The organism is Bradyrhizobium sp. IC3123, from assembly GCF_020193625.1.
GTDB classification, from domain to species: domain Bacteria; phylum Pseudomonadota; class Alphaproteobacteria; order Rhizobiales; family Xanthobacteraceae; genus Bradyrhizobium; species Bradyrhizobium yuanmingense.
The window spans coordinates 637915-649280 of sequence record NZ_JADYVF010000005.1; the positions used below are offsets into that span (position 1 = coordinate 637915).

Annotated in this window: 8 protein-coding genes and 5 pseudogenes; 5 read left to right on the forward strand and 8 right to left on the reverse strand. The window is 62.9% G+C overall.

Annotation, left to right across the window (positions count from 1 at the left end):
* Positions 1-5: 5 nt before the first annotated feature.
* Both I6F20_RS20545 and I6F20_RS20550 read right to left on the reverse strand, forming a co-directional pair.
* Positions 6-1046 (reverse strand): tripartite tricarboxylate transporter substrate binding protein, encoded by a 1041-nt coding sequence (locus I6F20_RS20545; protein ID WP_225127593.1) that lies wholly within the window; start codon positions 1044-1046, stop codon positions 6-8.
* A 991-nt stretch (positions 1047-2037) separates the two neighbouring features.
* A complete protein-coding gene (locus I6F20_RS20550; RefSeq protein WP_225127609.1) occupies positions 2038-2463 on the reverse strand; it encodes a reverse transcriptase domain-containing protein in 426 nt (141 codons plus the stop codon).
* A 515-nt stretch (positions 2464-2978) separates the two neighbouring features.
* Here I6F20_RS20550 and I6F20_RS20555 point away from each other — a divergent pair.
* The 3 genes from I6F20_RS20555 (at position 2979) to I6F20_RS20565 (ending at position 5348) form a co-directional block, all read left to right on the forward strand.
* Positions 2979-3146, forward strand: a complete 168-nt coding sequence (locus tag I6F20_RS20555; RefSeq protein WP_225127594.1) for a hypothetical protein — start codon at positions 2979-2981, stop codon at positions 3144-3146.
* Positions 3139-4557 (forward strand): recombinase family protein, encoded by a 1419-nt coding sequence (locus I6F20_RS20560; RefSeq protein WP_225127595.1) that lies wholly within the window; start codon positions 3139-3141, stop codon positions 4555-4557. The genes I6F20_RS20555 and I6F20_RS20560 overlap by 8 nt, the downstream gene beginning before the upstream one ends.
* A 452-nt stretch (positions 4558-5009) precedes the next feature.
* Positions 5010-5348: a helix-turn-helix domain-containing protein gene (locus tag I6F20_RS20565; protein WP_225127596.1), complete on the forward strand. Its 339-nt coding sequence runs from the start codon at positions 5010-5012 to the stop codon at positions 5346-5348.
* 11 nt (positions 5349-5359) lie between these two features.
* Here the strand turns inward: I6F20_RS20565 and I6F20_RS20570 are convergent, their stop codons facing one another.
* Together I6F20_RS20570 and I6F20_RS20575 are read right to left on the reverse strand one after the other, a co-directional pair.
* Complete coding sequence (locus tag I6F20_RS20570; protein ID WP_225127597.1) at positions 5360-5932, reverse strand: reverse transcriptase domain-containing protein; 573 nt, start codon at positions 5930-5932, stop codon at positions 5360-5362.
* A 486-nt stretch (positions 5933-6418) separates the two neighbouring features.
* A pseudogene (locus I6F20_RS20575) lies at positions 6419-6634 on the reverse strand (transposase); the annotation flags it as partial.
* Between the two features lie 264 nt (positions 6635-6898).
* Between I6F20_RS20575 and I6F20_RS20580 the strand changes: the two are divergent.
* Positions 6899-8117 (forward strand): annotated as a pseudogene (locus I6F20_RS20580) (IS110 family RNA-guided transposase).
* Positions 8118-8425: 308 nt separating this feature from the next.
* Here I6F20_RS20580 and I6F20_RS20585 read toward each other — a convergent pair.
* From I6F20_RS20585 to I6F20_RS20595, 3 genes and pseudogenes are all read right to left on the reverse strand, one after another.
* Positions 8426-8689, reverse strand: a pseudogene (locus I6F20_RS20585) (transposase); the annotation flags it as partial.
* A gap of 64 nt (positions 8690-8753) precedes the next feature.
* Entirely contained in the window at positions 8754-10124 is a 1371-nt protein-coding gene (locus tag I6F20_RS20590; protein ID WP_225127598.1) for a transposase, read from the reverse strand.
* Between the two features lie 71 nt (positions 10125-10195).
* Positions 10196-10381, reverse strand: a pseudogene (locus I6F20_RS20595) (transposase); the annotation flags it as partial.
* Between the two features lie 171 nt (positions 10382-10552).
* Here I6F20_RS20595 and I6F20_RS20600 point away from each other — a divergent pair.
* Positions 10553-10998: pseudogene (locus I6F20_RS20600) on the forward strand (transposase); the annotation flags it as partial.
* Between the two features lie 72 nt (positions 10999-11070).
* Here the strand turns inward: I6F20_RS20600 and I6F20_RS38385 are convergent.
* Positions 11071-11292 (reverse strand): group II intron maturase-specific domain-containing protein, encoded by a 222-nt coding sequence (locus tag I6F20_RS38385; protein WP_518513063.1) that lies wholly within the window; start codon positions 11290-11292, stop codon positions 11071-11073.
* Positions 11293-11366 lie beyond the last annotated feature (74 nt).

Sequence of the window (11366 nt, forward strand, 5' to 3'; positions counted from 1 at the left end):
ATCAATCACTTCTGTTCGCTTGCCCGCATCTGCTCGGCAAAAGGACGCAGGGCTTCGGACATGTCGTCGAGGCGTTTCTGCCACTCCGCGCCAGGCAGGAAGGCGATCACCGGCTCGTCGCCGGGCGAACCCGTCAGGTACTCTGGACTACGCAGGCCCTCGGCGATCCCGGCTTCCAGCTTCTTGACGATGTCGTCCGGAACGCCCTTGGGGACCGCGAAGCCGCGTTCCGCCGTCGTCATGACCGGAAAGCCCGCCTCCTCTGCCGTCGGAACGCCCGGCAGCGATGGAAAGCGCTTCTTCGACAGGATCGCGATGACACGAAGTGGCCCCTTGTTGGTGCCATGCAATTCGGGGATCTCGCTGAGGGTGACCATGCCGACGTCCAGATGCCCGCCCAGGAGATCGGTCCGCTGTGCGGCCGTTCCTCTGTAGGAGATCTCGTTGGGCTCGACTTTCGCGGCTGCCGCAAGCATGCGAATGGCCAGATGACCGTTCGTGCCGGCACCATTGTGACCGAAGGTCACCGAGCCCGGCTTGCTGCGCAGTGCGGCAACGACATCCGGCAGATTGCTGAATCTGCTATCGGCAGGCACCACCATGACATTCGGATCTTCGACGACGCGAGCGACCAGCCGGATTTCATCCGTGGTGTATTGGGTTTTGCGGGTCATTGGCAGGAAGTTGTAGCCTGGCACGTTGACGACACCGATCGAATAGCCCTCGGGCGCCGCGCGCGCGATCGACGCAAACGCGATCTCTCCGCCGGCGCCGGGCTTGTTCAGGACGACGAACTTCGCCTTGCCGCCCAGCACACGCTCGACAAAGGGAAGGAGCTTGCGCGCCATGACATCGGTGCCGCCGCCGGGCGCAAAGCCGACGACGACTTCGATCGGCTTGTCGTCGGGCCACGCGGCCCATGCCGACCCGCAGGCCGCGAAGCCAAAAGCCGTAGCGAGCGCGATGATTTTATTGTTCATGATTTCCAGCCCTGTTTTTGTTATTGGCCGATCGCGCCTCGGGCGCGCGATCAGCTTGGGACTCATCTAGCCGTCGGGATGACTGGAGGGCAACCGGCGAGGCACCACGGCCCGGCGCTGATGGTGGCGTTTTTGGTGGGTGTGCTGATGGCGCGGCGGTAGGCCCCTGACCTAGCTCCGCAAGTCGGAACCGCCGGCGCTCGCTTCTGGCAAGCCATGCTACCGCGACAGGCCACCCTGCCCCGCCAAATCGGCCGTGGACCCAATCCCGAAATCGTTGCAAAAGGCGTCCTGAGGCGCCGGCAGCCGGGCTGCCAAGACTCTGGAAAACGTCGACTTTTGGAAGAATGGTCGGAGTGGCAGGATTCGAACCTGCGACCCCTGCGTCCCGAACGCAGTGAATATCTTCTAAGTTATTGATTTTTATCGAGGTGGCAGCGGTTACCGTCCCGTTTTGTTCACGGTCGTTTCACCCAATTCGTTGCGATTTCGTTGCGGCGTTCTCTGGGGGAACGGGGCACAAGTGTGCGCGCTGGTTTGAACTTGGATCTGCTGATTTAGCCGCGTTTGTCAGAATCACCGCCCATCGATGCCACCGGAGGCGCCCGTGATCACGAAAATGCGAAATCCGGGACTGCTAAAGGGGAGAAGCCAACGAATAGATCACTGAAGACGGTCCGTTCCGTGCGACTCAAACCGTCACATGTGTAGATCACGCGCTCTGGGGCCGGGTCGCGGGATCGTGGTCGAGTAGCTCGGCCATTTGGCTTTGCCCTCACAGATCCGGGCAGGCGGCTTTCCCGCACCCGGCTCTTCCCGAGGGTAACCCGCGTCATATCCGCGCCTGCGCCCATGTGCGAGTGATGCGTGGAGTTGGCAGGCGGAAGCGTGCCGTCAGGGTCTCGAACTCCGGCCAGCCCATGCGCCGACTTTTCTGGCTACGCCGTCTCAGACAACGCAGCCAGGTCCGACGCACTTCGCGGTAGAAGCCGTTGAGCGCTGGATAATTGTGCGGCCTGCCATAATAGCCATAGTGCCCGCGCAGAACGGCGGCGAACTACTCGTGCTGCGTGGCCAGTGGCGCGTGCATGAGCCGCCAGGCCTCCTGGCGCAACGCCGTCAGCTTGCGCGTCAGGCGTTTCCCTTCCGTCTTGTGCCTCACGATGAACCGGCCATCTCGGGTCCGCCCGCAGTAGTGGGTGAAGCCGAGGAAGGCGAAGGTCTCTGGCCGCCGCTCGCCCCGCCGCTGACGCGAGAGGGCCGCGAACCGGCCAAACTCGATCAGCCGCGTCTTGTCCTCATGGAGCGTCAGGCCGAAGCTGGCCAGCCGCGCCTTGAGGGCCAACAGCATTTCCCGCGCATCTGCCTTGTTCTCGAAGCCCATGACGAAGTCGTCCGCGTAGCGCACGATCACGATACGACCGCGTGCGTGGCGATGACGCCATTTCTGGGTCCAGAGATCGAGGATGTAGTGCAGGAAGATGTTGGCAGGAGCGGGCTGATGCCCGCCCCTTGCGGCGTGCCCCTGTCCGTCTCTTGCTTCTCGCCGCTCTCAAGAACGCCGGCTCGCAGCCACAGCCCGATGAGCTGCAAGATGCGAGGATCGGCGATCCTGTGCGCCAGCATCCGCAACAGCCACTCGTGGTCGACCGAGTCGAAGGAAGCGGCCACAGACTGCCCATCGCCAAGATATTCCGGCTTCGGTAACGATCACGCGCACGCGTCACGCTTTCGAAGGTCGGACGCTGGCCGTCATCAGTACCATCAGGCGGCGCGGCATCCACTTTCTCCTCACGGTTCTGCCGGATGGCAGTCGGTCGTTGATTCCGGCGAGCTGGACCGATTGGAAGGTGGAGCCGCTTGGAGGCACGCCGCCAATCGATGCCGATGACGCTGTCCACGATCTCGGCAGGCTCGGTGATTTGCTCCACTTGCGCAAGCTGGTCGACGCTCTTTGCATCCGGGGTGCCGAGTCGGCGCCGTGCAAGGAGAGCCGCCATGCAATTGAACCTGGACTTGTTCGATCAGCCCGAGGTTCCACCAAGCGCGCCAGTCGCGTGGGACCAAATCGACGAAGCCGCCCGCATCGCGGCAATCGAGCTTCTGGCGCGCCTCATGTCACGCCTGCTTCAGAGCGGCCCGGCGACGGAGGCAAGCGATGAATGAGCACGTCAAGATTACGTCAATTCATCTCTCTCGACAGGCCGTCGTCTATCTGCGCCAATCCAGCGCCGCACAGGTCGAGCACAACCGCGAATCGACCGAGCGGCAATATGCACTTGTCGGCAAAGCGCGCGACCTCGGCTGGCCCGATGACCGCATCATCGTTATCGACGAGGATCTTGGCCTCTCCGGTTCGGGCACGGTGGCGCGTTCGGGCTTTGCCCGCCTCACCGCCGAAGTGGCGCTCGCGCGCGTCGGACTGGTGCTCGGTCTCGAAGTCTCGCGGCTCGCGCGTAATAACGCCGAATGGTACCGCCTGATTGATCTGGCCGGATTCACCGACACGCTGATCGGCGATGCCGACGGCATTTATCATCCGGCCATGTTCAATGACCGTCTCTTGCTGGGGCTCAAAGGCACGATGAGCGAAGCCGAACTGCACGTGCTGCGGGCTCGCCTCAACGGTGGAATCCGCAACAAGGCGGCGCGCGGCGAACTGCGCCGCGGTCTGCCGGTCGGCTTCGTCTGGGGCGAGACTGATGGCGAGGTCCGCTTCCATCCCGATGAGGCTGTCGTTACCGCCATTCGCCATGTTTTTGCGCGCTTTGCCGAGATGGGATCGGCACGTCGCGTTTGGCTCTGGTTTCGGTCCGAGGGGCTCACGTTCCCGCTGCAGCTGCACGCCCGCGCCGAGATCCGCTGGGTCGAGGCCAGTTACACCGCCATCCACCAGGTCTTGACCAATCCCGTCTATGCCGGCGCCTATGTCTATGGCAAAACGCGCCATGAGACGATTCTCGATGGCACTGGCGCGCGCAAGCAGCGGATTCGATTCTTGCCGCGTTCCCAATGGCAGGTTCTCATCCCCGAGCATCATCCAGGCTTCATCGATTGGCAGACCTATGAAGCAAATCAGCAACGTCTCGCCGCGAACACGCGACCTCAGCCGCACAAGGGCGGCGGTGCCGTGAGAGAGGGTGGCGCCCTCCTGCAAGGTCTTGCCAGTTGCGGCCATTGCGGCCGCCGCCTGCACACCCACTATCGCGGACGCAATGCTTCGCCAGGCTATTACTGTGCTGGCAAAGTGCTGGTCGAGAACCGAGGCGTCTACTGCCTCAATATCGGCGGCGTTCAAATCGACCACGCCATCACCCAAGCGTTCATCGCCGCCTTAGAACCCGCAAAGCTGACCGCGACACTCACCGCCGCGGAACGGCTTGAGGCGGATCGCGAGGCGGGGCTCAAGCAATGGCGACTTGCCGCGGAACGCGCCAGCTACGAAGCCCGGCGTGCAGAACGGCGCTATCGCGCCGTCGATCCCGATAACCGTCTCGTCGCGCGCGGTTCTCGAGCGAGAGTGGGAAGCGTGCCTGAAGGCGCTGGAGGCCGCCAAGGCCGATCTTGCGCGTCGTGAGGCTGCTCGCCCCCATACGATCAGCCAACAGGAGCGTGACCGCCTGCTCGCGCTCGGACCTGATCTCGTCTCCGTCTGGAACGCAAGCACGACGACGCCGCGCGACCGGAAAGAGTTGCTGCGGACGCTCCTCGACGAGGTCATCGTCAAAGTCGATCGCGAGGCCTTTGCCGCCCATTTGACGCTGCGCTGGAAGGGCGGCGCGCTGACCGAGATTGATCTCGGCCTGCCCCGATCGCGGCCAGCGACGATCCGCACCGACGAGGATACAGTTGCGCTCCTGCGACGACTGGCAGTGCATTATCCCGATGCCGTGATCGCCGGCATCCTCAACCGGCAGAGCCGCACAACGGCCTACGGCCACCGCTCGACCGCAACCGCGTCGGTAATTTACGCCGGCACTGGAAGATCCCAGGCTTCCAAGATAAACCGCAAGCCGCCGGCCCGATCTTTTGACCATCAAGCAAGCCGCCGCCGCGCTTGGTGTCGCTCCCTCGACGATCCATCGTTTGCTCAACGACGGCATTATCGCCGGCGAGCAGCTCACGCCAGGCGCTCCCTGGCGCATTCGCCTGACCGATGAACTCAAGGCCCGCTTCAACAGTGAAACGTCCGACGACTTTCTGCCGATGCGCGAGGCTATGCGGGCGCTCGGGGTCTCGCGCCAAACCGTCTTGCAGCGAGTCAAGCGCGGCGAACTCGAAGCCGTGCACGTTGTGCGCGGGAAGCAAAAAGGACTCCGCATCAAGGTCTTAGCCCCGCAAGCCGGCCTTTTCGACCAAACCGCATGAACCAGGGGGTATTATGAAGCCACGTCCAAGAAGCTGCGTATGTCGGCATCGAGCACCCAGTTCACGTGCTGGCTCATGATCGCCGTATGCAGAGCATCAAGCACCATGTGAGGATTCCGCCCCGGCCGGAAGCCATAGGAGAACCCGAGGAAGTCGGCCTCGTAGACGGCGCTCAGCACCTCGGCCACCGCGCTTTGGACAATCTTGTCCTCTAGCGCCGGCACGCCGAGAGGCCGCTTACCGCCATCGGCTTTGGGGATGTAGACGCGCCGCACCGGCTGTGGCCGGTAACGACCGGAGTGGACCCGTCCGCAGAGGTCGCGGAGGTTATCCGTCAGCCTCTCTTCGTACTTCGCCACCGTCACCTCATCGACCCCCGCGCTGGCCTGCCGCTTTTGTCGTCGAAACGCCCGAAGAAGAGCGTCGTCATCGACATGGTGCAGCAGGGCCGTGAACCGGGTTTGGACAGCTTGCTTGGCTGCCGCGCTCACCCGCTTGAGGTTCGGCGGCAAGGTAACCCGGCTCTGTGTCCGGACCTTGGCCTCCTCGCGCAGGCTCCCCTCGGGCTGGTCCCTTCCCTCCATGCGTCTCGTTACCTTCGACGACTTCACAGGTAGTATGGACCAGTCCGACTCCCGACCTCAGCTCGGACAACGGCTCTGGCAGTGCCTTGCCGCTGTCCCCCGCTGGAGATCAATCCAGCGGACCCGGTCGGGCCTCTCATGTTCCGATGATTGCCTTCCGTGCGTGATGCGGCCATCGACCCCGACGGAGCGGCATCGTCTCGCGTATCGACGATGCTCATGCAGCCTTCGTGCTTAGGGAACACACTCGGCCTCCGCGAACATCCACCTTTCGAGGCTCATTCCCGCACCCCGCACGACTCCTGTCTACACTTCGGACTCCAGCGTTGCCGCGACGCCCGCAAGACTCGGTCCCGGCTTGCCTGCTACGGCTTTGGCCGGATGGGACTTGCACCCACAAGCAATCATCAGCTTGGCATGACGTACTCCCTGAGCGTGGTGTAACTGGCGGTGGGATACCGCGTTCGCCGGCAAGAGCCGGACTAGTCAGCTGGCGATAGCCGGGAGGCTGACGGTTGGATCATTACTCAACGGCGCGATGGTTTCCAGCGTCATGTAGCGGGCCCGCTGAACCGCCCACTCGTCGTTCTGCTCGAGAAGGATCGCGCCGACCAGGCGAACGATGGCGTCTTCATTTGGGAAGATGCCAACCACCTCGGTCCGCCGCTTGATCTCGCCGTTGAGGCGCTCGATCGGATTGGTAACCGGTATGAGATGTCTCGGTGCCAACGTTCCCGCTGCGGTGTTCTACATCGTGGCGTATGGTGCGACCATCGGGACAGAGGCACCGGGAGCACGAAGTGCGGGCAGGCCGATGTTATTCGATGAGCCGAGAGCTCGAGTTAGTAGCTGGCCGCCTCTGCGACTCGCCCGGTTGCGCTGGGAGCGCGAATCCGTAGTTGTCGTGTCGCCCGCAGCTCCCGTCATTATGTCTGGCAGGAGGTGCGAATGCGACGGGTGATTGGCATCGACGTCCACCGAACTTTCGGCGAGGTGGTGTTTTGGGAGGACGGCAGGCTCCGACATGCGGGCCGCATCGATATGACGCGGACTGCGCTGGAGGGATTTGGCAAGACCCTGCTGGCCAGTGATGAGGTGGTGCTCGAAGCGACTGCCAACAGCATGGCGGTGTCGCGGGTTCTGGCGCCGTTCGTGGCACGGGTGATTATCGCCAATCCGCTGCAGGTGAAGGCGATCGCCCAGGCTCACGTTAAGACCGACAAGATCGATGCCGGCACGCTCGCCAGTCTGCAGGCGGCCGGGTACCTGCCGCAGATCTGGACGCCTGACGCGGAGACCGAACGCAAGCGTCGGCTGGTGGCGCGGCGCTACCAGGTCGTGCGGCATCGCACGCGGCTCAAGAACGAGGTGCATTCGATCCTGCACGCGCACCTAATCCCGAAGTGCCCGCATGCCGATCTTTTCAACGCCCGCGGCCGGGCGTGGTTGGCCGCCCAACAGCTGCCGCACGATGAGCGCGCGGCCATCGATCGGCATGTCCGTGAGCTTGACCGGCTGGCGGAAGACCTGGCTCTGCTCGACCGTGAGATCGCTCAGGACGCCATCGACGACCTCGCGGTCAACAGATTGATGACGATCACCGGCGTCAATCTGGCGGTCGCCGCCGGCATCGTGGCGGCGATCGGCGACATCAGCCGGTTCGACAGCCCGCAGAAGCTGGTGAGCTATTTCGGGCTGAACCCGCGGGTGCGGCAGTCGGGACTGGGAGCCGCCCATCACGGTCGCATCAGCAAGATCGGCCGCAGTCACGCGCGCGCCATGCTGGTCGAGGCCGCCTGGGCCGCGGCCAAGGCGCCCGGTCCACTGCATGCTTTTTTCGTGCGGATTCGCGCCCGGCGTGGCCATCAGGTCGCCGCGGTGGCCGTGGCTCGCAAGCTCACGGTGCTCTGCTGGCATTTGTTGACGAAGGGCGAAGATTAGCTGTGGGCGCGTCCGGCGCTGGTCGCCAACAAGACCCGCGCAATGCAACTTCAAGCTGGACATCCGCAACAGAAGGGCAGCCGGCTGCGGACCAGCCTATGCCTACAACATCAAGGCGCTGCGCGACCGTGAGATGTTGATTGCCGCCCAGGCGGAGCGAAACTACGAACAATTGGTGTCGCAATGGAAACCGCGGCGGCCAAAACCTGGCGCGCGGGCGCCTCAGCTCGGCAGGACAAAATAGGCAGTCCGGTGACGCTTTCAGCCGACGCGTCACGCTTCGCCACGAGGTCGCCCGCGCCGGACAACCATAACCGCCGCTGACGGCAGTGCCAGCCAGGAATGCAGTCCCGTTCCACGCCAGCATGCCGCCGTGCTCGGGCCGGTCAAGGCCAAGCCGTGCGGTGGCCGCAAACGCGGCCAGCCTTGACCGACCCTGCGCGCGGCGGCTGCGAGATCGGTGACCGGGACGGAAGAATGGCCCGCGCCGCGGCCGAACAAAAGAATGGACGCGATTTCCGCATAGTCATCGGGGCGATCATTTAAAAATCGCTTGTCCATCTCATCCGTCGAATGCAGCTTGGCACGGTGCTGAGGCGGGAAGCTCATATAGGCGAGCACGTCTGGCTCGGCCTCATCCATGAAGGCGGCGAGCTTTGGCAGTTTGGGACGGAGCTGGTCGGCGACCTTGCGCCACTGAGCCCTGGCCGCTTCGGCATCGTCCTGGGCAAAGGCGGTGGCGATGAAGGCGGAGACGACGCGTCTTCCGCTCTTGCCGGCATGGGCCAGGACGTTGCGCATGAAGTGGACGCGGGCGTCGTTGAACAAGTGGTTCACCGAATCCGCTCGATGCAGCGACCGGCCCATTCATGCCTTCACATCAACCCGGCACTCCGCGCGATGCCGACGGAGACGCGTCGAGGGAGGCGATCAAGCACAAAAGAAGCGCAACAAGAGCGGCTGCCAGCCGCTTGAGGTTGATGGCGGCGGCCGTCAGATAGGCCTGGATCTTCATGTTCGGTAGACCACGCCGTATGGCGCGCGCCAGCCCATGCCAGGTCTTGGCTTCGCCATGGAAGCCCTCTGAACGCCAGCGATGACGCTGATAGAGCCGTCGATCCTGCCAGCTCCATCGTTCGCGACGGCGCCGGGCGCGGAGCAGTGCCGGATAATCGTTCCCTACAACAACTGCCTTATTAACTCGCCCCTTCGATAGGCAATCACCCTTGAGCGGACACCGGGCACAATCCTTTGCCTTTGAGTAAAAGAAACGGCCGTGCTTGATGGGTCGCGCGGGCCGCAAGACACGTCCTCGCGGGCACTTCAGGATGTCGTGCTTGGCGTCGTACCGGAAGCGCCTGAGCGGTACGCGACTCTTGATCGGTTCAGCTTTAGCTGGGATCAGGGCATCGATGCCGCGCCGTTCGAGAGCACCGTATACTTTAGCGTAGGCATAGCCGGCATCGGCGGTGACCGTTTTGATGTCAATGCCTGTAATCGCTTCAACCTCGTCGACTTGCGGCTCGATCATCTCGCCTTCGTTCGTTTGTCCAGTTGTGACCGCGACGTCCAAAATGACTCCGACCTTGTCATCGACGGCCGTGTGCTGCTTGTAAGAGGGCTCCAGCCGCCGGTTGCGGGCATTCGTGGCCATCGTCGCATCGGGGTCGGTCGTGCAGACCTTCTTGTACTTGCCACTCTGTCGGCCCGTTTTCTCAGCCTCGCTTTCATCCTCGTTTTGATTTTCGCTCAGGACATCCACCACATGCTGCTCGGTGAGGCTGTCCCAACTCACATTGGCGCGGATCAGCGACGCATCGATGTGGACCACCTCCGCAGTGGCGATCTTGGCCTTCAGGCAGGCCTCGACCGTGCGCTTGAAGATCCTACGGAACCGCTCTTCGCCCCAGCGCTGGCGAATGCGCGTCAGGCTTGAATGGTGCGGTAGTTGCTCATGCAGGCCATAACCGACAAACCAGCGGATCGCGATGTTGACCTGAGCTTCACGCATCAGCTTGCGATCGTGCACGATGCCGCTGAGCAGACCGGCGAGCATCAGCCGTACCGCCGCTTCGGGATCGATGCCGGGCCGGCCGTCATTCGCGCAGTAACAGTCGGTGACCTCTTGCCTTAGCCAAGTCAGGTCGAGCACACGATCGACCCGCGCCAGCACGTGCTCGTCTGGGACGAGTTGTTTGAGCGAGCCGGTGATGAAGAGCTCAAGCTGATCCCGCTCCTTGCGCCCCAGCATCTCGTTTGCTCCGCCGATCGCGAATCGCCGACAAGAATGGAATCAGTCAATTCGGACTTTTTCAACGATCCCACGCGGCAGCGCTGCCAGGCGGTGTTGAGCACCTTGCTGACGGCGGCCTTGATGCCCTCATGCGCATCGGAGATCACGAGCTTGACGCCACGAAGCCCGCGCCGAGCGAGCTTGAGCAAGAACGCGGTCCAGAACGTCTCGGCCTCCGAGGGACCGATGTCCATGCCGAGAACTTCACGCCGGCCGTAGTCGTCCGTGAAGAGTGGCTAAGCGATTGAGCTAGAATCGCATTTGTCGTTGTGGACTGTTTTGCGTTTGCAGGGGTTTGATGCTTCGGGCGTCGGAACCTTGCAATTTCATTTTCAGGATTCGGTCGAATCGCCAACCATGATTCCGTCATCGCATCGGAGGTGGCGATGCGACCGAAGAAGCACAGGACGACGGGATCGGGCGATCTGTTCCGGGCCAGGCTGGACCAAATCATCAATATGAAGCACGAGCTGGTTCAGCTCGCCGGCAAGGTCGATTGGGACTGGATCGACGGCGAGATCGCGCCGCTCTACAGCGAGAATGGTCGGCCCGGGATCGCGAGCCGCTTCATGATCGGGCTGTTGCTGCTCAAGCACATTTACGGGCTGTCCGATGAGGGGGGTGTGCGAGCGCTGGGTCCACGACCCATATTTCCAGTACTTTACCGGCGAAGAGTTCTTCCAGCACGCATTCCCGCAGGAGCGCTCGGACCTGAGCCACTGGCGCAAGCGGCTCGGCGACAAGCTGGAGCTGTTGCTGGCCGAGAGCTTGCGGGTGGCACACGAGGCCGGCGCGTTGCGCAGCCAGGACCTCAAGCGGGTCACGGTCGGTCGAGTAGCCCCCGGGGAATTGCACCCCGAGGCTCTCACGAAACCGGACGTGAACCTCTCGATTCATCCGGCTTCTATCTTCCAGCCGCAGGTCGAATGCCGACTCGCCACAAATAGAGTAGGTTCGGATCGCGCTGTGCGAGCCGTCCCAACCAATATACTGAGGCGACTTTCCGGCCTTTCAACCGCTTGTATTTCCGCCTCGTCCAGCGGGCGAGCGCGTCGTTTACGTGACGAAGGACGTTGACACATTCCGTCCGGTAAAACCGTCCGTAATAGTTCAGCCATCCTTGCACGACAGGATCAATCAGCTTGGCGAGTTCTTCAAGACTCCAGTGGTTTCGCGTCGAACCCAGTCGCCATGAGCGAA